Source organism: Thermostichus sp. OS-CIW-26 (genome assembly GCF_054058395.1).
The window spans coordinates 1-25,301 of the sequence record NZ_JBSSAG010000012.1; the positions used below are offsets into that span (position 1 = coordinate 1).

Genomic DNA, 25,301 nt, shown 5'->3' on the forward strand with positions numbered 1-25,301 from the left:
GGCTCATAAGTTCATTGTACTTCATCAAAGCGCATTCCTCCCGGCACTGACCCTACGGGTACAGTGCGGGGCTCCTGCGATTTCTAGCTGATCCCACTCCAAAGGGATCTGCAACAACGGGCTTATTGAGAATTATTCACAAGAGCCATTTTCTGCACTATGCTAGATTTGGGGATAAACACCCAAGGATCCCAGGCCCGTTGTGGCGGGCGCTCTAGGATTCACAGCTCCTTTTAACTTGTGCTGGAGAGTTTTATGTCCGAAACTTCAACCCTGCGCCAGTCTTTCAACAGCGTGCGCGACAATCCTGTCTTGCTTGGCACTGAGATAACCCAGCCGGTTTGCGAGGGGATGAACGCCCTGCTGGCCAGCTTCCAGGGGCTGTACTTGCAGTACCAGAAGCATCACTTCGTGGTAGAAGGCACTGAGTTCTATCCGCTGCACCAACTCTTCAAAGATCACTACGAGCAGGCGAGGGAGCATGTCCACGACCTGGGAGAACGCCTAGAAGGGCTGGGAGGTGTGCCGGTAGCCAGCTTTGCCACCTTGGCCCAGCTTTGCTGCTTTACCCCTGAGCCGGATGGAGCTTTTGGGGCGCGGCAAATGTTAATGAACGACCTGGCGGCAGAGCAGGCCATCATCGATCTGCTGCGGCGACAGGCAGCCCAGGCGGAGAGCCTTGGGGATCGGGCCACTCGCTACCTCTACGAGCAAATCCTGTTGAAAACAGAGGATCGCGCCTTCCATCTCCGTCACTTCCTGGCCAACGATAGCCTGGTGTTCGGCTTGATGAACGGCAGAGCCTAGCCAGAAGGTCCACAGGTGGGCTTGAGCCTGCCTGTTTTCCGACCTCTGGCTTTTTTTTGAAAGGCTATTGAGAATTTGTTTCATCTCTTCACTATTCTTTACTCTGAGGTGCTGATCCCGGCCATGAACCCCGTCTTTCTGGACTCTGAGCGCGGCTATCTCTTGAACATTCCTCTGGGCGAGCGCTGGCGCGTTGGTCGGCGGCTGATGGAATTGGGGATCCCGGCGATTTGTACAGGAGATGGTCGTCTGCGGGTGGAGGTGAGTACTCCATTGGCTGTTCTACAGGTGCGCAGTGTGATCCGTCAGCACACAGCGCGGCGACAGGAGTTATTGGATGGCCTAGAGGTTTGTTGGCAGCTCAACACAGAGGCTGGGGGTCAAGATGAGCAAGTTCCCTAAGCAAGGGATCCCGTTTGAGTCGGAAGGCCGGTTTTTGGGATTTCTTCCCGATAAAGACGGCAAGCTCAAGTACCTGCGTTGGCAAGCCGGAGCGGACGTTTTTTCCGGCAAGATTCCCAAGTCTCTGCGCTCTGCCCTCTACCGCACCCTCAAACCTGGAGACACCGTGCAGATCTGTGGGGAGCGGGAGGTGGATCCGCACAAAGGGCGAGAGAAGTGGGTGCTTTACCGGGTGGTTCCCCTCGGAGAGAGGGCGGGGGGTTTGTCTTCGGCTTCTGGGGCTGAGGCAGCTTCCGAACCGGTTGCTCCAAACATCACAGATATCAAAGGAGATATCAAAGGTACAGACATCAAAGGTAAGGTGCTGGTCTGCCAGAAATCCGACTGTTATCGGCGTGGGGCCGGAGCGGTGATGCAAGCCCTGAACGCCCACTTGGCCGCCTACTCTGGTTCGATTTGCGTGCAGGGGGTGGGCTGCATGAAAGATTGCAAACGGGGCCCCCATGTGGTGTTTATGCCCGACAAAGCCCGTTATAGCGGCGTTTCCCCCCAAGGGATCCCGGCTTTGTTGGAGCGGCATTTTGCCATTGCGTCGCGGGTACAGCAGGTTGAGACAGCGGCTTCTTCCCAATGCCCACGCTGACCCTCCATCGGCGAACGGCTCTGTGGGGCGGGCACGAGTGATTTTCCTTCTGCAGAGGAGCCGCTTTGGGTTGGTTTGAGACAGATTCCTTTCTTTTTCCCGGTGGTGGGCTGCAATTGACTGCCCTTGCCCCCCGGGAGAGGAGAGCCAACACAATCACACAGGTTGCTGCAATCGGAAATGAATGGTGCAAAGGGTGCAGCAGTAGACCTGGGGAGAGCGAGATCCCGATTGCCAGCTGGTGGAAGGGATCCCTCCTGTGTGATGCTACAGACAGAGGCAGGCTAGGGGAGGGAACAAACCTTGCGGGTGGGGATCATCGGCACCGGCTACGCAGCTCGCTCACGGGCCGAGGCCTTGCGCAAAGATGGGCAAGTGCAGATTGTCGCTGTTGCCGGTCGAGCTCCCGACCGGAGCGATGCTTTTGCCGCCGAGTTGGGGGCCGTCGCCTATTCGGACTGGTCTTCTCTGTTGGGCGAGCAGCGGCTGGATCTGGTTTTTGTCAGCACCATCAATCGGGATCATGCCGCCATTGCCCGTGCTGCTCTGGAGGCAGGGATCCACACCGTCGTGGAATATCCCCTCGCCCTCAGCGCTGCCGAAGCGCGTTCCTTGGTGCAATTGGCAGCCGAGCGGCAAGTGCTGCTGCACGTCGAACACATCGAGCTAATTAGCGGCGTTCACCGGTTGCTGAAACAAGAGCTGGAAGGGTTGGGCAAGCTCTTTGCCGTTCGCTACATCACTCTCACCGCCACCCACCCCGCCCCCGATCGCTGGACCTATCGGCCTGAGTTGTTTGGTTTCCCCCTCATGGGGGCTGTTTCTCGCATCCACCGCTTGGTGGACTTGTTGGGCAGGGTAGAACGGGTGAGCTGCCAACTGCGCTACGACGGGCCGGATCTGCCCCAGCGCTACAGCAGTTGCTACTGCACAGCCCAGCTGAGTTTTGCCAGTGGGTTGCTGGCGGTGTTGACCTATGGCAAGGGGGATTCCCTGTGGTGCTCGCAGCGGCTACTGGAGTTCCACGGTCAACGGGGGGGCCTATTGATCAACGGCGAAGAGGCAACGTTGCTGCGGCCCGGCAGCGCCCACCCTCTAGAGACGGGATCCCGCCACGGCCTGTTCGAGCAAGACACCCGCATGGTGCTGGATCACCTGCGCCACGGCAGACCCCTCTATATCCATACTGAAAACATGCTCCACGCCCTGGCGGTGGCCGAGGCAGCCGAGCGATCTGCCCAAACCCAGCAGGTGGTTTGCGTTCAGGATTGGCCCTAAGGGAAGTCCCTGATACATTTACGCTGAACACTGCTGAACATCACTGTTCAACTATGCAGCGATAGCATTCTGTTTGTTTCCATTCGCGTTAGCGGGACGGAGTCCAAACAGAATGGCGGTATCCCGCAAAGCTTTGAGTAGAATACCCAAAGCGCAGTTTCCGTGTCGTCTTACTACCAATTTTCTGCTTTGCTTTGGCTACCATGTTGGCAGACTCGAAAGTAAACAGAAAGATCAACTGGTAGTAATCCGTACTGAACATATTATACATTATTTTCAGTATAGTTGAGCTTATTATTGACTAGAGTCATGCTCTCCCCTTGAGAGAGGGGAGCTACGCAATGGGGAGTTTCACTGGGATGTTATGGTCATTTCAGGTTAAGGTGAGACGCCTGGGCTGCTGATCGCGCCAGCGGGACGGAGTCCTTGAAAAGCCCTATAGCCTGCTGCACTCAGAGTTTTAGGTGTGGGTGCAGTGCCCTAGTTTAATTGAAATGACCATACTGGCAATACAGGGATCCCTGAAAATAGACAGGATGGCGGGGAGGGCTAGTCATGATTGAGGCGGGGGCAAGCGTCTTGAGGCGGATGTTGGGCGTCTACGGCAGCTCTAAGATGGGCGTTCTGCTGCTGTTGGGGTTTTCTTCGGGTTTGCCGCTGCTGCTGATCAACACCACCTTGAATGCTTGGCTGACCCAAGCGGGCTTGACCACCATTGCCATCGGCTTGTTTAACCTGCTCAATTTGCCCTACTCCTTTAAGTTCTTGTGGTCGCCTGTTCTGGATCGATTTCTGTTGCCGGCACCGGGATCCCTGCGGGGCGGTCGGCGGCGGGGGTGGATGGCCCTGACCCAGGTGCTGTTGCTGCTCAGCATAGGGCTACTGGGTTTTCAGGATCCGACCCAAACCTGGCTGGAAGCCTTGGGATGGGAAGAGCTGGCCCAGACTTGGCCGGGCATCACAGTTTTCACCCGCCCGATCTTTCTGGTGGGGTTGCTGGTGGCTTTTTTGAGCGCCTCTCAGGACATCGCGGTGGATGCCTACCGTACCGATATCTTGGCAGAGCGGGAGATGGGGGCAGGGGTAGCGATTTTTGTATTCGGCTACCGCATCGCGCTGCTGGTCAGCAGTGGCGTGAGCTTGATCTTGGCGGACTATTTGCCCTGGTGGCAGGTGTACGGGATCATGGCGCTGCTGATGTTGATCGGGTTGATTACCTCGTTTTTGGCCCCTGAGCCGGAAAACAGCGCCCTCAAGCCTACCTCTTTGCGGTCGGCCATCATCGAGCCGTTTCAATCTTTTTGGCGGCACCGCTTGGCCTGGGCGATCCTGCTGTTTGTGGTCTGCTTCAAGTTGCCGGATAGCTTGGCAGGGCAAATGACCCCCACATTTTTGTTGCAGACGGGGTTTAGCACCAGCGATCTGGGCATTATCCGCAGTTGGATAGGCTTGTTGGCCACCTTGGCTGGGGCTTTTGTGGGGGGGGAGTGGGTCAGCCGCATCGGCACCTACCGCTGCCTGTTCATCTTCGCGGCATTGCAAGGGATCGGCAATTTGGGCCTGGGAGCGATTGGGTTGGTGGGGCAAAACTATCCGCTGCTGCTGGGGGCAACCATTTTCGACAACATGGCCGGGGGCATGGGCACGGCTGCTTTTCTGGCTTTTTTGATGAGCCTCTGCGACCGGCAATTTAGTGCCACTCAGTATGCTTTGCTCACCAGTGTGTTTGCCGTGGGGGGAACCTTGGCCGGGGCTGTGTCAGGCTATTTGGCGGCTGCGGTCAATTGGCCTTTGTTTTATCTGATCACGGCGATGACAGCCGCTCCGGCAATGGTGATCCTGCTGTGGCTCGGCCCCCCTTCATCGCCTGCAACCCCGGCCACAACCGCATCTGAACCGTAACTGCCCCACCGCAAATCCGGTTCTAATAGCCTTGCCTTGAACGCAACAAGGATGGCCGCCTACAGCGCAGCCCCGATTTTGGCCGCCAGATCCACCAGCCGCGCCGCATAGCCGTACTCGTTGTCATACCAGGAGAGCACCTTCACCGTGCGATCCCCTAAGGTCATGGTGGATCCCAAATCCACAATGGAAGAGTGGGGATCCCCGACGATATCCGCCGAGACGATCTCCGGTGGAGCAATGGCCAGGATGCCGCGCAGCGGGCCTTCTGCAGCCTCGATAAAGGCTTGGTTGACGGCTTCTTTGGTGATGGGCTGCTCGGTACGCACCACAAAGTCCACAATCGAGCCGGTCAAGGTGGGCACCCGCAGCGCCAGGCCATCCATCTTCCCTCTCAGGGCGGGCAAAACCTCGGCCACTGCCGTGGCGGCCCCGGTGGTGGAAGGCACGATCGACACTGCTGCTGAGCGGCCCCGCCGATAATCTTTGGGATCCGGGCGATCCACAATTGCCTGAGTGGCGGTATAGGCATGGCAAGTGGTGAGAAAGCCGGTCTCGATGCCGAAGCGATCCAACAAAACCTTGGCCAGCGGCGCCAAGCAGTTGGTGGTGCAGGAAGCATTGGAGATGATGTGATGCCGCTCCGGGTCGTATTGGTCATCGTTGACCCCCATCACCACCGTCAAGTCGGGGCCTTTGGCAGGAGCAGAGATGATCACCTTTTTGGCCCCGGCTTCCAGGTGTTTGGCGGCCCCGTCTCGTTTGGTGAACAAGCCGGTCGATTCCACCACCAGGTCAACCCCCAGATCTTTCCAGGGCAGTTGTGCCGGATCCCGCTCTGCCAAAACCCGGACTTTCAGGTGGCTGCCGATTTGCAGATGCCCGTCCACCGCGCTCACGGTTTGGGGCAGGCGCCCATAGGCCGAGTCGAACTGGAGCAGGTAGGCCAAGTTGTCGGGTTCGGTCAGGTCATTGACTGCCACCACCTCCAGCTCTGGAGCTGGTTGAGACAGCAGCACCCGCAGGAAGGCCCGCCCAATGCGACCAAATCCGTTAATGGCTACCCGTGTGGTCATCGCAATCCTCCGGTATCAGTTTATACGATGGATCAGGGGACGCGGCATGGGAGACGCTGCCCCCCTAGGGATAGGGTAAAAGAAGAACGGGATCCCCATCGCTTTTGCACCCAAGATCTCCAGATTTGCCACTGGGACTCACCCAAGAAGTTGCCGGCAGAAGGGAAAAGTAGGAATGAAGGTATTGCTGACCAACGATGACGGCATCGAGGCTGCCGGGCTGGCCAACCTCAAGTTGGCCCTCAACTCTCTCATCCCGGAAGAACACTGTTGGATTGTGGCCCCCCACCAGCAGATTTCCGGCTGCAGCCACCAGGTGACAACGGGGCGACCTTTTCGGGCCTTGGCCCGCGGCGAGCGCACCTTTGCCGTCGAGGGATCCCCTGCCGACTGTGTGCGGGTGGCCCTATTCAAGCTGGCCCCATCGGTGGATTGGGTGCTTTCCGGTATCAACGAGGGGGGAAATCTTGGATCGGATGTGTATCTGTCGGGAACGGTGGCGGCGGTACGGGAAGCAGCGATGCGCGGGATCCCGGGAATTGCCATTTCCCAATACCGAGCAGGGGGCCAACCCATCGACTGGGAGCAAGCCCAGCGGTGGACGCGGGAAATCTTGGCGGAGCTGATGGAACAACCCCTGCCCAGGGGGGCGTTTTGGAATGTGAACCTGCCCCACTTGCCCGCCGGATCCCCTCTGCCGGAGCGGGTCTATTGTCCCCTCTGCACCCAACCCCTGCCGCTCGATTATGCGGTGGAAGCCGAGGGAAATGGGGCAGAGTCGCTGTGGTTTCGCTATCAGGGCCGCTATGCGGAGCGCGCTCGGGATCCCCAAACCGATACCGACATCTGCTTCTCCGGTCGGGTGGCCATCACCCAAGTGCAACTGGCCAAGGACTCCGTCCCGCTAACGCGACCAGGCGTTTCCGCTGGGGGGGGTAGAAGCCAGGTTGCGGGCAATGGTTCTCAGCCGTTGCAGCCGTAGCGCCGTCAGGATGTCGGTGGGATCCAGCTTCAGAACCTGTTCTATGGCATCTGCCAGGTGTTGAGCGGCCTCCTGTCGGGTGTAGCCGCGAAACTGAGCACGGCGCAGGGCAAATTCATCAGCATCGAAATGGGCGCTCTCCCGGTTCAGGTTTTGCCAGATCTGCCGGACGGAGAGAGCTGTAATGCCACCTGCCAACAGAGCGGAAAAAGGGTGCTGCAAAGAGAGCTCCGCAACGGTGGTGATGCCCCCGAACAAGGCCAGCGATTGGTAAAACCCCGGCTGCAGCCAGTTGCGATTGTCCAGCCAGCCCACCTCCCGCAGAAACAACAGATCCCGCTGCGGCTGAGGGATCCCTTGCCAACGGCGAAAATCGATGGCGATGGTGCCCTGGGGCTGCCAAGGGGCTTTGCGGCGGGAGATGAGCAGGGCTTCACCCCCGAAGTGGGGAACGACGCTGATCAAGGGTCGGAAAGAAGCGGGGAGCAGATCCCGCAACCGTTCGGTTTCTTCTTTTTCAAAGGATTTGAAATCTGGGCGGCTGTTCATGGCCTCACCTGTTAGGGGCATTGAGGCGGGGAGCCCGCCTGAACACGGGCGCTGTTCCGGCCCCAGACACCCCAGCCTGTGCAGAACCGATGCGAGGTTAGTCTATCGCATCTCCAGGCTGGCCGTGGAACTCTGGCCGTGGAACTCTATAGGTGGAACCCTGTAGGTTTCAAAGATCCCAATCCTAGGTTGCGTAGACTGGGAAGGCGAGCCTACCCGTCTTACCTACTCGTCTTAAATCCGAGACCATGACCTTCCCAGCTCAGCCAGAACCCCAAGTGCTCCGTACTGCTGACGGGAATGAGCAGAGTATCAACAGCCCCCTTTACACCTACGCCTTCTTCCCGCAGCCAGCGCCAGAGCTTTTGCCCTTCATCCGGCAAACCGAGGGGATCCATCGGTCGGTGCAGGTGTTCTCCCCGACAGGCAGCCGAATTGCCGCTGCTGTGGAGCCGATGCAGGATCCAGAGTCGCTGCAAGTCTCGGATGAGGTGTTGGTGCGCTCTGCCCTGCGCCACGACCAGGTGATCTGCCGACTGTTCGCCCAGATGCCGGTGCTGCCCCTGCGCTTCGGCACCTGCTTCCTCTCAGCAGAAAAGCTGGGATCCCACCTGCTGTCCCGGCAGACGGAGTACGAACAAGCCCTCGCAGCCATTGGGGGGCGGGCCGAGTACTGTCTCAAAGGAAGGGTTCAACCTCAGCCCCAACCGGAGCCACAGCCCTCCCTAAGCGGGACGGCCTATCTGTTGGCCCGCAAGCAAGCCTATCTCCAGCAACGACAGGCCCAAGAGCAGCAAGAGCAGGAGCAGCAAGCCCTACAGCAGCTTTGGCCTTCCACCTGGCCTGTGCAAAGGGGGGATCCCCAGCCAGGAGAAGCCTTGCGGCTTTACTTTTTGCTCACCCCTGCCGAGTGGGAAGCCGCCCTTCAGCTCACCCAAACCTGGCTGGCTCAGCACCCCCATTGGCAACTGGATTGGAGCGCCCCTTTGCCCCCTTATCACTTTGTCCGTGCCTTGCGGGATTCTCTGGCGGACAAGTGTATAGATCCCAACTAAGGACGCCGTCCCGCTAGCGCGAACAAAGTGCTCTGCATGCGGATCATGGTCGCGTTAGCAGAGCGTGGATCCAAGCGTGATAATGGTGAGGGGATCCCGTCCGCTTCCTGTTTGCATTGGCGAGGCGGAGCCCTCACAGGGCAAAGGACTCCGTCCCGCTAACGGGAACAGCAGGCAAAAGGAAGAGTTGTGGTCTAAAGCGCTATGCGCCGCTACCGCGAACGAGTTGGGCTATTGGGGCTGGGCACGGTTGGCACGGGTGTTGTGCAAATTCTGCAGCAACCCCGGCATCCTCTCTTGCAGTCGGTTGAGATTGCGGCGGTGGGGGTGCGCTCTTTGGACAAGCCACGGCAAGTGCGGATCCCGCCTGAGCGCCTGACCACCAATCTGGAGCAAATCGTGTCGGATCCGGAAATCGACGTGGTCATCGAGCTGATGGGGGGCTTGGAGCCGGCCCGCAGCTTGATCTTAAAAGCCATTGACCACGGCAAACCGGTGATCACGGCCAACAAAGCGGTGATCGCCCGCCACGGAGAGGAGATCTTTCAGGCGGCAGCCCAAGCCAAAGTCTCGGTGCTCCTGGAAGCGGCAGTTGGGGGCGGGATCCCCATTCTGCAGCCCTTGCAACAGTCCCTGCAGGCCAGCCACATCCAGGCGGTCTGGGGCATTGTGAACGGCACCACCAACTTCATCCTCAGCCAGATGACCCAGGCGGCCAGCTCATTTGAGGAAGCCCTGGCCCTGGCCCAGGCCCACGGCTACGCCGAAGCGGATCCCAGCGCCGATGTGGAAGGGTGGGATGCCGCCGACAAGATCGCCATTTTGGCCAGCCTTGCTTTCGGGGTGTCTGTGAAGCGGGAAGCCATCCCCTGCGAAGGGATCCGCGGCATCAGCCCCACCGACATTCGCTATGCCCGCGAGTGGGGCTACACCTTCAAGCTCTTGGCCATCGCCCAAAGGGCCAACTCTGGCGGGGAGGCAGCGAAGATGGCTTTGGATATCCGGGTTCACCCCACCCTTCTGCCCTCTACCCACCCCTTGGCCAACATCAACGGTGTGGACAATGCCGTCCTGGTGCAGGGGGATCCTTTGGGGCAGGTGGTGCTGTCGGGGCCGGGGGCGGGGCGGGGGCCGACTGCCAGTGCCGTTGTCGGCGATCTGCTGACCCTGATTGCCCACCGGCAAACGGGGGCTGATGCCCCCAATCCGCTGTGGGGATTCTCCTGCTTCCCCGCTGCCGCCTCTTTGATCCCTCTCTCGGAATTGGAGTCGGAGTTTTACGTGCGGGTGTTGGCTCAGGATCAGCCGGGGGTAATGGGGGCGATTGGCACCTGCTTCGGTCGCCACCGGGTTAGCCTGGAGAGCATTACCCAAAAGGAATGTCACCAAGAGCAGGCGGAGATCGTCATCCTCACCCACACCGTCCGGGAGGCCGACTGCCGACAGGCGCTGGCCGAGATCCAACAACTGCCCCAGGTAGCCGGGATCCCCAGCCTATTTCGGGTGCTGCGCTAGCTGCTATAGATCCAAAATGCTCCGCACCGCTGACGCGAACGCGCTGGTGGGACGGGGAGCGGCTCAGAGCATAATTGTTTGACTCTTGAGGATTGAAAACCCCGTTGGAACCCAAAAGATGAACTCTTCTGTTGAGCACTTTAGCGGGACGCAGCCCTCGCAGGCCGAGGTGGTGGTGGTCGGGGCGGGCATCAGCGGCCTAACGTTGGCCTTGCGATTACAACAGGGCTTATCCCCCAAGGATGAATCCACCCAGCCGCTGCTCCTGGCCGAGGCCAGCTCCCGCGTGGGGGGCTGTATCTCCACCCAATCCAAAGACAGCTATCGCTGGGAAGAGGGCCCCAACAGCTTTACCCCCGTCCCCGCCCTGCTTAACCTCATTGCCGAGGTGGGCTTGGCGGAGCACCTGGTGCTGGCCGATGCCCAGTTGCCCCGCTACATCTACTGGGAAAAAGAGCTGCTGCCGGTGCCCCTGAGCCCTTCTGCAGCCATTGGCTCGCGGCTGTTGAGCGTGGGCGGCAAGTTGCGGGCCTTGCGTGGGTTGTTGGGGTTTGTTGCGCCGCCGCCAGGCGGAGAGGAAACGGTGCGGCAATTCTTCCGGCGGCAACTGGGATCCGAGGTGGTGGAACGGCTGGTCGAACCTTTCACCTCAGGGGTGTATGCCGGGGATCCGGATCAGCTCAGCGCCTTGGCAGCCTTCCCCCGCATTGCCGGCTTGGAAGAACGCTACGGCAGCCTCTTTGCCGGTGCTGTGCAGGCTTTGCGCAGCCGTTATCGCTACGCGACGCTCCCGCGAACCCGTCACCAGGACAGCGCCAACTCCCCTATCCAACCTCCTCCCAAGCGGGGCCAACTGGGTAACCTGCGGCAGGGGTTGCAGCAGCTACCTGAGGCGATTGCCCAGAAACTGGGCAGTGCGCTGCGGCTGGGCTGGCGGGCTGTGCATCTCAAGCGGGATGAGACGGGCTACCGGGTGGGCTTCGTCATACACGACAGCGGTGCAGAGCACACGGCCCCAGAAGAAATCCACTGGGTGGCGGCTCAACAGGTGGTGCTCACCCTCCCTGCCTACGCTGCTGCCACCCTCCTGCAGGATCTCAACCCCCAGGCCAGCCGGCTGCTGAGGGAAATCCCCTACCCGCCTGTGGCGGTGGTGGCTTTGGCCTATCCAGAAGAAGCCCTCCCCCAACCGCTGCGAGGGTTTGGCCATCTGATCCCTCGCTCTCAGGGCCTGCGCACCCTGGGCACCATCTGGGCCTCCTCCCTCTTCCCAGAGCGGGCTCCTCAGGGCTATCACTGCCTGGTCAGCTTCATTGGGGGGGCCACCGACGCGGCTTTTGCCCGCCAGAAAGGGATCCCGCCCATTACGGCGCTCTCCCCTGACGAGCGGGCCCAAATTGTGCATGCAGAACTCAGCCAGATCCTGCTCACCCGCCCTGTCGAACCCATCCGACTGGGAGAGCGCCTGTGGCCCCAGGCTATCCCGCAATATACGCTTGGCCACCGGCAGCGGATTGCCCAATTGCAGGCCAGCCTGGCCGACCAAACCCCAGGGGTGTGGGTGTGTGCCAACTACCTGGATGGCGTGGCCTTGGGAGATTGTGTGCGGCGGGCCGAGGCCCTAGCCCAGCAGATCCTGTCCGTCCGGCGTTAGCGGTGCGGTTCCCGTTCACGTGTAGCAGCATAGAGTGCTGTAGACATAGCAGCATGAGCCATCCCTACACCAGCCTCCTGCTCATCCCCACCGGCATTGGTGCCCGCATCGGTGGTTTTGCCGGGGATGCCCTGCCTGTTGCCCGCACCCTGGCAGCAGCCGCAGAGCGGGTCATTACCCATCCCAACGTGTTAAACGGAGCCAGTTTGTTTTGGCCGATGGGGAACGTGTTGTACGTGGAAGGGTACGGCCTGGATCAGTTCTGTGCGGGGGTGTGGAATTTGCGGCCAGTGCGCCAAAACTGTGTTGGGGTGGTGCTGGATGCCGGGATCCCCCCCGATCTGCAACAACGCCACCTGCAGGTGATGCAGGCTGCTCAGGCCACCTTGGGGCTCAACATTGGCCCCTGGCGCTTGACCCGCCAACCCTTGGGCGTTTCCGTCGGCTTCTCCCCCTCAGGAGCCAGCCAGGGATCCCTGGCCCAGCCTGATGCTCTCTTGGAGACTGCCCAGGAGCTGGTTCGCCTGGGGGCAGAGGCCATTGCCGTGGTGGCCCGCTTTCCGGATGACTTGGACTTCAGCCAGTACGAGCAGGGAAGGGGGGTGGATCCCCTGGCCGGCGTCGAAGCCCTGATCAGCCACCTGGTGGTGCGGGAGTTGCGGATCCCTTGTGCCCATGCCCCCGCTTTCTACCCTGAGACTTTCCCCAAGCCGGTTCACCCCCGCGCTGCTGCTGAAGAGGTGGGGTTTACCTTCTTGCCTTCGGTTTTGGTGGGCCTCAGCTACGCTCCCCAATTTGTCAAGAGCGGGGATCCCGTCCAACCGGGCGACCTGACAGCAGAGCAGGTGGACAGCGTCATTGCCCCGGCCACTGCCTTTGGGGGGCCTGGCTTGCTGCACCTGGCCAGCCGTTATGGCTCCGCAATGCTGTCGCAACCCCACCACAATGCTCCGCCGCTGACGCGAACGGACGGAGTTCTTACTCGTCCTCCGCTTTTCATTGCCGTCGAGGAAAACACCACCGTGATGCAGGTGCATCCCCGCCAGTTGGGGATCCCTCATGTGTCGGTAACCTCCTATCTAGAGGCGATTGGAGTGGTGGTGGCCCATCGAGCAGGAGTGGCCTGGTCGTCGCTACGGCTCTCCCCCTCCCCCCCGGAAAAGCTGGGATCCCACACTTGCGCCGTTCGCGGTCGCGGTGCGGAGCACTTGAGCGGGACGGAGTCCCAGTAGGCTACCGGTCGCGTTAGCGGGACGGAGTCCATGAGCAGAGGGGAGATGGCAGGGGATCCGCCGGGTTTAGGCCGGCAAACCACTCCGACAGGGCGGCCGGCAAGCAGAGGCCGGGGTTTCCCTCGATGTGCAGCCGCTCCAGTCGGGGCAGTTCTGCCAAAAAGGTCGGCAGTTCTCCCGTGAATTGGTTACGTGCCAGGCGCAGATCCCGTAACTGATTCAGCTGAGCCAGCTCGGGGGGCAGGGATCCGCTGAGGCGATTGTCCGACAGGTAGAGGTTTTCCAGGTGGCGCAGTTGCCCCAGTTGGGGGGGAATAGGCCCAGAGAGCTGATTGCGATCCAAAAACAGGCCCTTGAGGGAGCTCATCTGGCCCAGTTGGCCGGGAAGGGTGCCGCTGAGGCGGTTGTTTTGCAGGATGAGGTTTTCCAGGTGGCGCAGTTGCCCCAGCTGGGGGGGAATAGGCCCAGAGAGCTGGTTGTGATCCAAAAACAGGCCGCGCAGGTTGCGCAACTGCCCCAGCTCGGATGGGATGGAGCCGGAGAATTCGTTGTAGTCGAGAAACAGGTTTTCCAACTGGCTGAGTTGCCCCAGCTCGGGCGGCAGGGGGCCGGAAAGTTGGTTGTGGCTGAGGGACAAGGCTCGCAACCGGCGAAATTGGCCTATTTCGGGCGGCAAGGAGCCGCTCAACCCCTGGCGATCCAACACCAGTTGGACAAGACACTGATCCGGATCAAAAAGGGCCACCTCCTCTACCTTCACCTCCGGACGGCCCAGAGCTGCCAAGATCTGCCGCAGCAAGAGGGGATCCCGACAAAGGGGAGCAGACCAGGCCCCCATCCCCCAGCTCAGCCAAACCCAGATCGCCAACAGGCCCACCGCCCACCTCTCGTGCCGAGCCATTCCCCTCTGCTGCTTCATCCCTGCTCTCCAAAGGATCTTTGCCAAGGTAGCATCCTACTCCGTCCCGCCTCCGCCGGGGTTGTTGCCATGGGCAGGGGAACCGCGACGTAGAAGAGTTCTGGCCCGGAACCGGCTAAGGACTCCGTCCCGCTAGCGCGAACAGCTACACTGAAAAGCCGATGACCTCCTCTTCGGCAAACCTCCATGGCCAGGATCAACGACCACTTCCTCAAGCTCAAGACCGGCTATCTCTTTCCCGAGATCGCCCGGCGGGTGCAGGCTTTTGCCACCGCCCATCCCGAAGCTCAAATTATCAAAATGGGCATTGGCGATGTCACCGAGCCGCTGCCGGAAGCCTGTCGAACGGCCATGATCCGGGCGGTGGAGGAAATGGGGGAACGGGCCACCTTTCGCGGCTATGGGCCAGAGCAGGGCTACGAGTGGCTGCGCCAGGCCATTGCCCGGCACGACTTCCAGGCCCGCAACTGCGATATCGACGCTTCCGAGATCTTCGTCTCCGATGGCTCCAAGTGCGATTGCGGCAACATCCTGGATATCCTCGGCCACGACAACACCATCGCCATCACGGATCCTGTCTATCCGGTTTATGTGGACACCAACGTGATGGCGGGCCATACGGGGCCGGCCAACGAACGCGGCGAATACGAGGGCCTGGTCTATCTGCCCATCACTGCCGAAAATCACTTCACCGCCAGCCTGCCCAGCCAAAAGGTGGATGTGATCTACCTCTGCTTCCCCAATAACCCCACAGGCGCAGTGGCCACACGGGAGCATCTGCAAAACTGGGTGGACTATGCCCGTGCCCACGGCTCCCTGATCCTGTTCGATGCCGCCTACGAAGCCTATATCACCGAGCCCGGGATCCCCCACTCCATTTACGAGATTCCAGGGGCGCGGGAATGTGCCATCGAGTTCCGCTCCTTTTCCAAAACCGCTGGGTTTACCGGCACCCGCTGTGCCTTTACGGTGGTGCCCAAGTCTTTGCGGGGGCAAGCTGCCGATGGATCCTGGGTGGATCTGTGGAGCTTGTGGTATCGCCGTCAATCCACCAAGTTCAACGGGGTGTCCTACATTGTGCAGCGGGGGGCGGAGGCGGTCTATTCCGAAGCGGGGCAAGCGCAGGTGCAAGGTCTGGTGCAGTTTTACCTGGAAAATGCCCGCATCATTCGCCAGCAGTTGGCCGAAGTGGGGATCCAAGTCTATGGCGGCGTGAATGCCCCCTACGTCTGGGTGAAAACACCCGATGGGCTGAGCAGTTGGGAGTTTTTTGACAAGCTGCTGCACACCTGCCATGTGGTGGGTACCCCTGGCTCTGGCTTCGGCAGCGCCGGAGAGGGCTATCTGCGCCTGTCCGCTTTCAACAGCCGCGCCAACGTGGAAGAGGCAATGCGCCGCATTGGCAGCGTGTTTGCGGGGGCTGGAGCCGTTGGTTAATTGAGTCTTGACCCAGAGGGCGAGGATTCTTTCAAGCGCTCCCCGCCGCCAGAGGCGAACAGCTTGGGCCCGACAGGAAAGATGACGAACCAGTCGGCGATACCGCCGCGAACCCTTTTGCCTGCAACGCAGCAACTGGGCCAGCTTCCCCTTCGGCTTTCCGGGTACTGCCGCTTCGACTGCAGCTCCTGACCGTTAGCGATGAAGATATCCATACCCTCATGGGCAGTGGCCAGGTGAACTTTGCCCAAATCCACCCCATTTCCACCAGAACGGGTGTGTTCTGGGGCCAAGGTATCACCCTTTCCCATTGGGCAAATAGAGTTTGCAGCAGCCCAGCAAAAAGCTGCCCTGATCGCGTCAGCAGGTCGTATCTTGGTCGGCCAGTTCTGGCGAAAGCCTTTCACAAAGCAGGCCGTAGGTCTTTTGCCTGGATCCCTAGACCAGCAGCGGGGCTTTGCGCCAAGCCTTGGGCTGCTGGAACCGGTGCAGATCTCGGATCAGCCGCACCCAGCCGTCAGACATGGACTCCACCAAAACTTTGCCTTTCTCCGGCGTGGCGGCGGTGGCATCGCCCAAAACTCCGCTCTGGGTGAGATCGCGAGTTGCCCAAGCGAAAGGGATCCGCCCTTCCATGCTGAGCAGGCTGTTTTCCGGCAGATCGTGGGGATATTCGCAGACCAATCGGTCGGTTCGCACCGTGTCCGGCAAAAGGTGCATCAGCATACTGGTCTCCCCATCGCCGGCGTGAATGCCCAATTCCCGTTCTTTCTCGGTAAACAGCTCTCGTCCTTCGTGGGGAACGCGCCAGACCGACACCGGAAACAGCATGAAATCTTCATACTTCTGGTGCAGATCGCGGGCAACAATCTCCAGGACCTGTGGCTGGCCACCGTGGGAATTGAGGAACACCAGCTTGCGAAACCCAGCTCGGTAGATGCTCTCTGCCACTTCTGTCAGCACCGCCATCAGGGTTTGAGCCGAGAGGGTAATGGTGCCGGGGAAATGCCAATGCTCGTTGGCTTTGCCGTAACATTGGGTGGGCAAAACATAGGCCGGGATCTCAGGCTCCAGCTTCTCCATGGCGCGCCCAATGATCGCCGTGCCGATGCAGGCATCCACCACCAGGGGCAGGTGGGGCCCATGTTGCTCGATTGAGGCAACCGGCTGAATGATCACCACGTTCTCTTTGTCGGGCATGGCCTGGATCTCCGTCCAGGTCAGGTAGGGGAAAAAGCGGTGGGGCGGGACAAAAGTGTGCATCATGGCGGGATCCGTTCAAGTTTGATCAGAAAGCTACCTAGCACCATGCCACAAAATCGGGTTCACGAAATGCCCGCAAAGACGGGATCCCCGGCCAACCCGCCTGCCAAAGAAAAGTAAGGAGGCCATCGATTAGGATCAGTACAGTCCATATCGTCTTCAGTTAACGATTGCATGACCCTGTTGCCTCGTTTGCCCGCCCGATGTGGCTCTGTGGAGAATATCCCTTTCAGAAGCCGCCCTTTGCCTGCCCCGGTGGAGGTGGGCAGCACTCCACCCTCACCCCGTCCCATCCTCGCCCTGCCAGGGCCGCAAGCCACCCTCTATGTGGAGCTGATTCAGGCTTCTCTCCACAATCTTGCGGCGGGATCCCCAGCATTGCTCTGGGTGCGACCTCTCTTGCTCAGGCAGGGATCCCAAGTCTTGAACCTGCGGGCCACCTCGGATTTGCTCTGGCCTGCTGCCGGCTTTGTCCCGGCCTATGCGGAGGAGGTGTTGCCCCTTTTGGAGCAGGCAAGGGATCCCGCTCCCCACGAGCTCCCTGCCCGACAGCAGTTGCAGGCATTTCTGCGGCAAGTCTGGCGAGGCTAGGCTGCCCCGGAATGGCCAAGGGAGGCGGCCAACCTTTGCAAAGCCGATGCCAACATCGCTAGAGCCGCGTCAATTTCTGCCGGGGTGACGATCAAGGGGGGCACAAAGCGCACCACCTGGGATCCTGCCGGCACCAACAACAGCCCGCAGTCCATGGCTGCCTTGACCACTTCAGCCGCCGGGATGCGCACCACCAAGCCCTGAATCAGGCCCCAGCCCCGCACTTGCTCAACGAGCTGCGGAAACTGCTCCGCCAAGCGGGACAGCCCCTGACGCAGATACACCCCTGTCTGCTGGGCATTCCAAACCAAACTCTCCGACATTAGCGTGCGGCAAACCGCCAGGCCCACCGCACAAGCCAAGGGGTTGCCCCCAAAGGTGCTGGCGTGATCCCCCGGCTGAAACACGGCGCAAAAGTCTTTCGCCAACAAGGCCCCGATGGGGATCCCACCGGCCAGGCCCTTGGCCAAGGTGAACACATCCGGCTCCACCCCCAGGTTACAGTGGCCCCACAGCATGCCAGTACGGCCCATGCCCACCTGCACCTCATCCAAAATCAGCAGAATGCCCCGCTCGCTGCAGATCCGGCGCAACCATTGAAAATAGGCGGGATCCCCCGGCACAACCCCCCCTTCCCCCTGCAACGGCTCCAACAGCACGGCACACACCCGCTCGCCCCAGCGCTCCAACACCGCTGCTGTGCCCTCGATGTCGTTGTAGGGAACGTAATCAAAGCCGGGCACCAGAGGGGCAAAGTCTTTTTGGTATTTGGGCTGGCCGGTGGCGGTAATGGTGGCCAGGGTGCGGCCATGGAAGCTGGCATGGGCGGTGAGGATCATCGGATCTTGGATCCCGCGCACCGTGTGGGCATACTTGCGAGCCAGCTTGATGGCTCCCTCATTGGCTTCCGCCCCTGAGTTGCAGAAAAACACCTTGTCGGCACAGGAGTGCTGGGTCAGCCATTGGGCCAGTTGCGCCTGCGGCTGGTTGTAGTAAAGGTTGGAAACATGATGCAACTGTTGCGCCTGCTCGGTGAGCGCCTGAATCCACACCGGGTGGGCATGCCCCAGAGTACAGGTAGCAATGCCGGCCACAAAATCCAGGTACTCCCGCCCCTGCTCATCCCAAACTCGACACCCCTGCCCGCGCACCAGGGTTAAAGGATAGCGCCCGTAGGTGGCCATCACATGCTCGGCAAACAGCTCGGCAGTTGTCGGGGATCCCGAGGGGGCACTGGCAAGAGGCGAAGTTAGAGGAGACATGGCCGGTAAAAGATTGCTGTCGTGTTGGCGGCGCGGAGCGCTTTGGGGCTGGCGCAAGCCGTGTTTCGAGTGTACCACCCTGCTTTTGGAGATGATATTCTGGCAGGGCCCAAGATTCAGGGATCCCTACGAACCGATGTCGCGGCGGGGGGTAACGGTCTGGTTTACAGGGTTGAGCGGGGCGGGCAAAACCACCCTAAGCTGCGGCGTGGCCCAGCAGTTGCGCGCTTGGGGGCTGCCGGTGGAGGTGCTCGACGGAGATGTGGTGCGGCAACATCTCACCAAAGAGCTCGGCTTCAGCAAAGTGGATCGGGAGGAGAACATTCGCCGCATCGGCTTTGTGGCGGAGATGCTGACTCGGCACGGGGTGATTGTGCTGGTGTCGGCTATTTCCCCTTATCGGGCGGTGCGGCAGGAGGTACGGCAGTATATTGGCAGCTTTATCGAAGTCTTTGTGGATGCCCCCCTGGAGGTGTGCGAACGCCGGGATGTGAAGGGCCTCTATCGAAAGGCGCGGGCAGGCTTAATCCAGCACTTTACCGGTATTGACGATCCCTACGAGCCGCCGGAACAGCCGGAGGTGGTGTGCAAAACTGCCGAGCAAAGCATCTCCGAATGTATTGACCTGGTGATACAAAGCCTAAAAAGCAGAGGTTATGTCTAACAGGCCCACTGCTCTTACGTTGCCCGTAGAGGGTGGGCTTCCCCCTGGAGTAGCTGCAAAGAACCTAGAATTAAGAAAGGCTTACAAGCAACTCCTATGGCTTCGACATCGGCATCGGCCACTCCCATTTCGGCGCAGTGGATCTGGCGGGGGCAGTCAGTTCATTACGTCAAACAGGGTGAGCAGGGGCAGCCTCTGCTTCTGGTGCACGGCTTTGGAGCCTCCACCGACCACTGGCGCAAGAACATTCCCGAATTGGCTCAACACTACCAGGTGTACGCTATCGATTTGCTGGGTTTCGGTCGCTCCGCCAAGCCCAACTGGGACTACCGCGCCGAAATCTGGCGGGATCAGCTGCGGGACTTTTGCCAACAGGTAATCCGTCGGCCTGTGGTGGGGATCGGCAACTCCCTAGGCGGCTACGTGGTGCTCAGTTTTGCGGCGGAGTGGCCGGAGTGGGTGCGGGGCGTGGTGCTCTTGAATGGGGCAGGTGGGTTTTCCACGCTCAAAGGATCCCCGACCGGATGGCGGCAATGGATAGGCGGATTGGTGGGCTGGGGCCTGCGCCAGCGCCTGGTGTCTTACCTGCTGTTTCAGTATTTGCGGCAGCCGCACGTGATCCGAGCCAAGCTGAAGCAGGTTTACTACGACCCGGCAGCCGTGACCGATCAGCTGGTCGAGGCCATCCATCGCCCCACCCAGGATCCGGGGGCTGCCGATGTGTTTGTGGCCTTGATGCGAGGTGGGCAGAAGGGACGGTATGTAGATGAGCTGCTGTGCAGCTTGGTGCGACCGCTGTTGTTGATCTGGGGAGAACGGGATCCCTGGATGCGGGCTCGGGAACGCTCTAAGCTGTACCGGGCCCACTACCCTCAAGCAGTGGAATACTTCCTGGAGGCTGGCCACTGCCCCCACGATGAGCGCCCCGAAGAGGTCAATGCCCTGATTCACCGGTGGATCGAGACCGGGATCCCAGCCACCACTTCTCCCCCCATTTCCAAAGCTGCCCCTGTATCGGAAGTCCATCCCTAGGCGGCCCGTCTAGCTTGGGCTGTCCAACAATTCCTCCTGGGGATCCCCTTCTAGGCCGATGGTGTACTTAGACCATTCTCGATGGGAACCACTGCCGACGGCTTTGGAGATTTCAAAGTAAAGAGTGCTGTGGGGACGGCGGGGTTGGCGCAGCAGGGGCATACCGGCTTCGCGGGGGGTGCGGTTCCCTTTTTTCACGTTGCAACGCACACAGGCACTGACCACATTTTCCCAAGTATCCCCGCCGCCACGAGACCGAGGGATCACGTGATCCAGGGTGAGATCTTCGCCGAAGCAGCCGCAGTACTGACAACGATGCCCATCCCGGTAGAGAACGTTGCGGCGCGTAAGCGGGATCTCCTTGTGGGGAACGTGGACATAGTGGCGCAGACGAATGACAGTGGGCAAGGGAATGTTGCCGTACACCACTCGGCCATTGTGCTCGATTTGCTCGGCCTTGCCCTTAAGCAATAGAACGACCGCTCTGCGCCAACTGGTGATGTTGAGCGGCTCGTAGGAGGCATTCAAAACCAAAACCTTGCCCATAGTGCCGCGCACCGCTGACGGGATCCCCAACCCAAGCCGGAAGGCGCCAGCCCCCTGAAGTTATGCAAAATGTTAACACAGCTTTAGATTCAAGCAGTAGGAGTTCTGTGCTCCAGGAGATATTCCCGGCTGCTGCAAAACGCTACTCTGGAGAAGATCTGTTGGCAAGGGCGTGTTCAATCCTAGGGCATTACGTGGGGTTTCCCGAATAGGCTGAACTTTATTGAGGTGATGAAGCTGGAACTGAAATCTTCAACTCAACAGCAGGATCTGCCCCAAAAGAGAAATCCAGGCGAGGGATCCCGCTGGCTGATGGGTTTGGCCATTGCGCTGCTTTGTCTGGGATCCCCCAACCGCTGGTGGCACTGGTTTCCGGGAGCGCTGCTGGGCTTAGCCCTGCTGTTTGGCCTGTGCGAGCAACGGCAAGGGTGGGCGCGGTGGCGTTTGGCCTATGGCCTCTGGTTTTGGGTTTGCCTGTATGCCTTCTGGGTGGATCCCTTCTCGGTTAAGGTGTTGAGCGCCTGGGAGATCCTGGGGGGCGTGGTGGTGGCTCCCCTGATCCCCCTCTTTTTCACCACTGCTACGCTCCTGAGTTTGGAGCTGAGCCGCCCCCTGCCGGCTTGGGCACGTCCGCTGGGCTTGGCCACGGTCTGGACAGGCTTGGATGGGCTGTTGGGCTTGCTCTGGTGGCCCATCCCTTTCCACTGGGGATCCCTGTTGTTCGACTGGCCCCTCGGGATCCAAGTAGCCGATGTTACGGGGATCTGGGGGGTTACCTTTTTTGCCGTGTTCGTCAATGGGGTTCTTTGGCAGATGGCCAGGCAGATTTCTAGCCGGTGGCAGGCGGCTGGGGGATCCCTGAGAAACGTTTTGGGTGAGATGCTCAGGAACAGGGATTTCTGGGGTACGCTCGCCTGCGGCCTGGGGTTGACGGGGCTGGTCTTGGCCTATGGAAGCGCACGCCTGGCCTACTTCGATGCCTTGGCCGTCGAAAACAGGGATCCTGACTTTCGGGTGGCGGCGGTGCAGCAGGTGGCTTGGCTGGAAGCCGATCGCAGTTGGAACTACCGCCTGGAGCGCTACCGGGAGCTGCATCAGCTTTCTGCCCAGGGGGTGGCTGCTGGGGCACAGTTGGTGGTTTGGCCGGAGGGGGCGCTGCGGGCACGGCTGCTGAATACTGGCCTGGAACCCTACGTGATCGAGCCAATGCAAGCGATTCTGCCGCCGGAAGGCGCTTTGATTACGGGGGCAACAGAGCCGGATCCCCGCACAGCCCATTTGCCGGAGCCAGAGCAGCGATTTTTTAACACGGCCCTGTTGTTTGACGCCCGGGGCAACTTGCTGGATGGGTTTGGCAAGCAGTGGATCTTTCCCTATTTCGAGTCGGGGCGCTACGTGCCTTCACCCGATGGCTATCGGCCTCTGGACGGAGGGGAGCTTTTCGGGCCTTTGGGGGTGATGATCTGCTTGGAGAGCGTCTTGCCTGCGCCCAGCCGAACTTTAACCCGTCGCGGCGCCGAGTCTTTGATCGTGATTTCGGATGATAGCTGGTTTGGTAATAGCCACTGGCCGATGTTGCATGGCCAGCTCTCGGTTTTCCGGGCTGTGGAAAATCGGCGGGGCGTGGTGTTTGTCAATAACACAGGCGGCAATCTGGTGGTGGATCCCTCAGGTCGGCTCCAGCAGGTTGGCCCCATCTTTCAGCGGGGGGTGATTACGGGAGAAGTGAAGCGGCGTTCTGAGACAACTTTCTACAATCGCGCGGGGGATTGGCTGGCGTGGCTGACGTTGGGGCTATCTTTGGGGCTATGGCGCTGGGGATCCCGAGCAAGGCAAGGATGAGTTAGAATCGATAGGCCCACCGGTGGGTCTGCGGATTCTCCTATCCAGTCCTCACTTCAAAGCCCTGCTGATGTAGCTCAGTTGGTAGAGCAGCTCACTCGTAATGAGCAGGTCGTCGGTTCGAGTCCGATCATCAGCTTTCTGGAGTTGAACACCTCAGAGTCCCTTTGGGAGAAGAGTTGGGGGTGGTCGCGGAAGCGGCGCGGAGCGTTTGGGCAGCAGCGATCATTCTTTCGAATTGCAGTGAAACCTTGGAACGGCTACAGTTGTGGAGGGCACCAGAAAAGATTTCGGGTAGAGACCCCCAAAGAATGGAGAATATCTCTCATTACCCCTGTGCAGTACTTCCAATGCTCAGGATCTGCACACATGCGGTCGGGATTTAACTCCATCTCATAATGGATAACATTGGGGATCCCGGCAAACTCATCAGAAGACTGAGGAGAAACAATCAGCAGCAGAAAAGGCTTGCCCCTGCGCTTAGCCGCCAGCTTATCCATTAAGTCAACAACGGCCTCTCGCCGGCAACCCCCTGTGCGCACAAACAAGACTTTATCGGCTTTTTCCAAAACATACATAAAACGCTTGGCGCGAGCAGCGTAGCGAGTTCGCATTCGCTCATGGATGGGGTGCATATTCTGAAGTGGATCCTCCCCCTCTTCCACCTCATGGCCAAAGGAGAGGCCCGTCCACTTGCTGTGGTAAATTCGCCGATCTTCAGGACTGTAGTGCAAATATTGCGGATCCCACATGCCCTGAAACTCGTTGTGGATCATATCGGCCACATCAGCCAAATTGCTGGTGCGTGTCAAATCAAAAGGAAAGGCAGGCCCGTCATATTCCAACTTGTAGAGCAGCATTCGCACCGCGCAGCGATCCCCTAACGGTACAATGGCAAAGCGATGAATATCCGATAATTTGCAGGTGTATTCCAGCAGCATGACCGATCCAGGAGCAGCCTTTACCCGACTTTCGAGGCCACCTTCCCCGATCATCAGGGTTCGGAAGAGAGCTTCGCGGTGGCTCGGATCTTCATAAACACCCGCTGGCATGGCTTTGAGAGCGGCCCGCACTTCCTTCCACATGGGGTGGATGTTGTACTCGTGACTGCTCTGGTTGATCACGCACAGGCGAGGCATGGGATCAGAAGAGCCTTCTGAGGATCCACTGAGCTTGAGAAGGATCAACGATCCATCCTCGAAGATCGTTTCTACTGATTCCGAGGAAAAGAACTGGGCTACTGGGGAGAAGACAAGATCGGCATCCGCAGGAATGGAGAGGGTGGTTTGCACCGAACCATCTTCTTGTACGGAAAGGGAATATAAGGTAGCATCCCCTAGCCTTTCATCGCTTTTGCCAATATACAGACCCGGCTGTAGACCTGCTTTTTGGAAAGCGGCTTGCAAAGGTTGCCAAGTGGGCGTGATGGTATAAGGGTAGGGAGTTATATTCACGATGCGAAATTGGTTTTTGCCTGTTTCTGCAGTCACCCAAAAACCATGCTCATCTGCAAAAACGACCCGTTCTCCAACGGGTTGAGCAAGCTTTCTACGAGCTGAACTAACTTGGCCGGGATCCAAAAGAGAGAGATCGATGGCCTCAAACATGACCTGATGACCCTTGGAATTGGGGTGAGCTGGGTCAAAAGCAAGGTCTGGTTTCCAGCGGCCCTGTCCATCTTCCAAATGAGGCAGCCAATTGAACACAGGGCATCCCCAGCTGAGCATTCTTTGCTGAGTTTCTTGCAAAAGAAGATGCTGTTCTGGGCCGTAGTTTGCATGGGGATAAACCCCTCCCAGAACTGGCAAGGCTCCAATGTCTTGAATTCGCTGAATTAGCCGCTGCAGGCCGTTTTCAAACCGTCTCTGCAGGGCGCGGCGATGCTGGGGCAAGGCCGATGCCAAGCCTTCATTTCCCAAAGACAAAGCAACAATAACGACATCGGGATGTTCAGGGATCACCGCCTGCTCAAACCGCAACAGAGTTCGGCTGACATTGGCCCCCAATTGGGAGAGATTTCGCACTTGATGGCCATAGCGCTCTTGTAGAGCTTTCTGCAACAGCCAAGCCCAACCTCGCAACAGCCAGGCGCTGCACCCCAGGGCAACGGAGCTGCCCAAAATGACGACTTTTAGCCCTTGCGGATTTTCCGGTTCGACCTCAGGAATGGGATCGGCAAAATAGCCGTAAGGATAGGCAGGGATCTGGCCAAACTCCCCATCCTCGACAATCAAAACTGCCGGTAAAGGTTCTGGCTCAAGTGGCACCCAGCGATTGACAGCGGTGGATTCCCAAATCACTTCGCCACCGGCTTGCACGCGCAGATACCGGTACTCTACTCGAGGGATTTCTTTTGAACACCCGCTATAGGGCAACAACGGGCCGGGCGTGCCGTCTGCTGGGCTCAACGGCAACTCTACCCACCACAGCGGATAATGAGCGGGATCCGTCTGCAGCCAAATGCAATGGCAGGGATCCCAGGAGCCCAATTTTGCGCTGGATCCCACCAAGGCAATTCTCTCGCCCGGCTGGGTGATGGCACGAACCTGGAAGCGATACATAACGTTTTCCTGGCACAGGATTCAATGGGAAATTGTGGGGCTGTGCGGGCGGACTGCACTCACTCATCACCCAATCAACAGCTCAGCAG

General features: G+C 59.6%; 23 protein-coding genes and 1 tRNA gene. 16 read left to right on the plus strand and 8 right to left on the minus strand.

The features are described 5' to 3' along the window. Window positions 1–255 precede the first annotated feature (255 nt). The 5 genes from dpsA (at window position 256) to ACVW0C_RS06840 (ending at window position 5,032) form a co-directional block, all read left to right on the plus strand. Window positions 256–807, plus strand: a complete 552-nt coding sequence (gene dpsA / locus ACVW0C_RS06820) for a DNA starvation/stress protection protein DpsA (RefSeq protein WP_457384718.1) — start codon at window positions 256–258, stop codon at window positions 805–807. A 123-nt stretch (window positions 808–930) separates the two neighbouring features. Then, on the plus strand, window positions 931–1,209 hold the full coding sequence (locus ACVW0C_RS06825) for an Asr1405/Asl0597 family protein (RefSeq protein WP_457384719.1): 279 nt from the start codon (window positions 931–933) through the stop codon (window positions 1,207–1,209). Further along, on the plus strand, window positions 1,193–1,852 hold the full coding sequence (locus tag ACVW0C_RS06830; RefSeq protein ID WP_457384720.1) for a (2Fe-2S) ferredoxin domain-containing protein: 660 nt from the start codon (window positions 1,193–1,195) through the stop codon (window positions 1,850–1,852). The genes ACVW0C_RS06825 and ACVW0C_RS06830 overlap by 17 nt, the downstream gene beginning before the upstream one ends. 303 nt (window positions 1,853–2,155) lie before the next feature. After that, on the plus strand, window positions 2,156–3,130 hold the full coding sequence (locus ACVW0C_RS06835) for a Gfo/Idh/MocA family protein (protein WP_457384721.1): 975 nt from the start codon (window positions 2,156–2,158) through the stop codon (window positions 3,128–3,130). 615 nt (window positions 3,131–3,745) lie between these two features. Beyond that, window positions 3,746–5,032, plus strand: a complete 1,287-nt coding sequence (locus tag ACVW0C_RS06840; RefSeq protein WP_457384722.1) for an AmpG family muropeptide MFS transporter — start codon at window positions 3,746–3,748, stop codon at window positions 5,030–5,032. 59 nt (window positions 5,033–5,091) lie between these two features. Here the strand turns inward: ACVW0C_RS06840 and gap are convergent, their stop codons facing one another. Then, window positions 5,092–6,108, minus strand: coding sequence for a type I glyceraldehyde-3-phosphate dehydrogenase (gene gap / locus ACVW0C_RS06845; protein WP_457384723.1), 1,017 nt, complete (start codon window positions 6,106–6,108; stop codon window positions 5,092–5,094). 175 nt (window positions 6,109–6,283) lie between these two features. Between gap and surE the strand changes: the two genes are divergently transcribed. After that, on the plus strand, window positions 6,284–7,090 hold the full coding sequence (gene surE, locus ACVW0C_RS06850) for a 5'/3'-nucleotidase SurE (RefSeq protein WP_457384724.1): 807 nt from the start codon (window positions 6,284–6,286) through the stop codon (window positions 7,088–7,090). On the opposite strand, the gene ACVW0C_RS06855 is transcribed toward surE, so the two are convergent. After that, window positions 7,013–7,639, minus strand: a complete 627-nt coding sequence (locus tag ACVW0C_RS06855) for a DUF3318 domain-containing protein (protein ID WP_414374913.1) — start codon at window positions 7,637–7,639, stop codon at window positions 7,013–7,015. The genes surE and ACVW0C_RS06855 overlap by 78 nt on opposite strands. A 248-nt stretch (window positions 7,640–7,887) precedes the next feature. Here ACVW0C_RS06855 and ACVW0C_RS06860 point away from each other — a divergent pair, with 248 nt between their 5' ends. From ACVW0C_RS06860 to ACVW0C_RS06875, 4 genes are all read left to right on the plus strand, one after another. Then, a complete protein-coding gene (locus tag ACVW0C_RS06860; protein WP_414349677.1) occupies window positions 7,888–8,694 on the plus strand; it encodes a GvpL/GvpF family gas vesicle protein in 807 nt (268 codons plus the stop codon). A gap of 204 nt (window positions 8,695–8,898) precedes the next feature. Beyond that, a complete protein-coding gene (locus tag ACVW0C_RS06865; RefSeq protein ID WP_457384725.1) occupies window positions 8,899–10,209 on the plus strand; it encodes a homoserine dehydrogenase in 1,311 nt (436 codons plus the stop codon). A 118-nt stretch (window positions 10,210–10,327) separates the two neighbouring features. Continuing rightward, entirely contained in the window at window positions 10,328–11,863 is a 1,536-nt protein-coding gene (gene hemG, locus ACVW0C_RS06870; protein WP_457384726.1) for a protoporphyrinogen oxidase, read from the plus strand. 53 nt (window positions 11,864–11,916) lie between these two features. Then, window positions 11,917–13,095 carry a DUF3326 domain-containing protein gene (locus tag ACVW0C_RS06875; RefSeq protein WP_457384727.1) on the plus strand — a complete coding sequence of 393 codons (1,179 nt, stop codon included), beginning with the start codon at window positions 11,917–11,919 and terminating at the stop codon, window positions 13,093–13,095. A 13-nt stretch (window positions 13,096–13,108) separates the two neighbouring features. Here the strand turns inward: ACVW0C_RS06875 and ACVW0C_RS06880 are convergent, their stop codons facing one another. Beyond that, window positions 13,109–13,996 (minus strand): leucine-rich repeat domain-containing protein, encoded by an 888-nt coding sequence (locus ACVW0C_RS06880; protein WP_457384728.1) that lies wholly within the window; start codon window positions 13,994–13,996, stop codon window positions 13,109–13,111. Between the two features lie 204 nt (window positions 13,997–14,200). Between ACVW0C_RS06880 and ACVW0C_RS06885 the strand changes: the two genes are divergently transcribed. Continuing rightward, a complete protein-coding gene (locus ACVW0C_RS06885) occupies window positions 14,201–15,451 on the plus strand; it encodes an LL-diaminopimelate aminotransferase (RefSeq protein ID WP_011433036.1) in 1,251 nt (416 codons plus the stop codon). Here the strand turns inward: ACVW0C_RS06885 and ACVW0C_RS06890 are convergent. After that, the gene (locus tag ACVW0C_RS06890; protein WP_148202718.1) at window positions 15,448–15,744 is read right to left on the minus strand and encodes a hypothetical protein; all 297 of its coding nucleotides are present in this window, start codon (window positions 15,742–15,744) and stop codon (window positions 15,448–15,450) included. The genes ACVW0C_RS06885 and ACVW0C_RS06890 overlap by 4 nt on opposite strands. Window positions 15,745–15,889: 145 nt before the next feature. Further along, a complete protein-coding gene (locus tag ACVW0C_RS06895; RefSeq protein WP_011433035.1) occupies window positions 15,890–16,714 on the minus strand; it encodes a creatininase family protein in 825 nt (274 codons plus the stop codon). A gap of 243 nt (window positions 16,715–16,957) precedes the next feature. Between ACVW0C_RS06895 and ACVW0C_RS06900 the strand changes: the two genes are divergently transcribed. After that, on the plus strand, window positions 16,958–17,305 hold the full coding sequence (locus ACVW0C_RS06900) for a hypothetical protein (protein WP_457384729.1): 348 nt from the start codon (window positions 16,958–16,960) through the stop codon (window positions 17,303–17,305). On the opposite strand, the gene ACVW0C_RS06905 is transcribed toward ACVW0C_RS06900, so the two are convergent. Next, entirely contained in the window at window positions 17,302–18,567 is a 1,266-nt protein-coding gene (locus tag ACVW0C_RS06905; protein WP_414418010.1) for an aspartate aminotransferase family protein, read from the minus strand. The genes ACVW0C_RS06900 and ACVW0C_RS06905 overlap by 4 nt on opposite strands. 136 nt (window positions 18,568–18,703) lie before the next feature. Between ACVW0C_RS06905 and cysC the strand changes: the two genes are divergently transcribed. Both cysC and ACVW0C_RS06915 read left to right on the plus strand, forming a co-directional pair. Then, on the plus strand, window positions 18,704–19,231 hold the full coding sequence (cysC, locus tag ACVW0C_RS06910; RefSeq protein WP_457384730.1) for an adenylyl-sulfate kinase: 528 nt from the start codon (window positions 18,704–18,706) through the stop codon (window positions 19,229–19,231). Window positions 19,232–19,327: 96 nt separating this feature from the next. Next, window positions 19,328–20,263, plus strand: a complete 936-nt coding sequence (locus tag ACVW0C_RS06915; protein ID WP_011433031.1) for an alpha/beta fold hydrolase — start codon at window positions 19,328–19,330, stop codon at window positions 20,261–20,263. A gap of 9 nt (window positions 20,264–20,272) precedes the next feature. On the opposite strand, the gene ACVW0C_RS06920 is transcribed toward ACVW0C_RS06915, so the two are convergent. Next, the gene (locus ACVW0C_RS06920; protein WP_011433030.1) at window positions 20,273–20,809 is read right to left on the minus strand and encodes an HNH endonuclease; all 537 of its coding nucleotides are present in this window, start codon (window positions 20,807–20,809) and stop codon (window positions 20,273–20,275) included. A 231-nt stretch (window positions 20,810–21,040) separates the two neighbouring features. Between ACVW0C_RS06920 and lnt the strand changes: the two genes are divergently transcribed. Then, the gene (gene lnt / locus ACVW0C_RS06925; RefSeq protein WP_457384731.1) at window positions 21,041–22,651 is read left to right on the plus strand and encodes an apolipoprotein N-acyltransferase; all 1,611 of its coding nucleotides are present in this window, start codon (window positions 21,041–21,043) and stop codon (window positions 22,649–22,651) included. A gap of 66 nt (window positions 22,652–22,717) precedes the next feature. After that, window positions 22,718–22,790: transfer RNA gene (locus tag ACVW0C_RS06930), tRNA-Thr, on the plus strand. 121 nt (window positions 22,791–22,911) lie between these two features. On the opposite strand, the gene ACVW0C_RS06935 is transcribed toward ACVW0C_RS06930, so the two are convergent. Further along, window positions 22,912–25,212, minus strand: a complete 2,301-nt coding sequence (locus ACVW0C_RS06935) for a DUF1796 family putative cysteine peptidase (RefSeq protein ID WP_457384732.1) — start codon at window positions 25,210–25,212, stop codon at window positions 22,912–22,914. Between the last annotated feature and the right edge of the window lie 89 nt (window positions 25,213–25,301).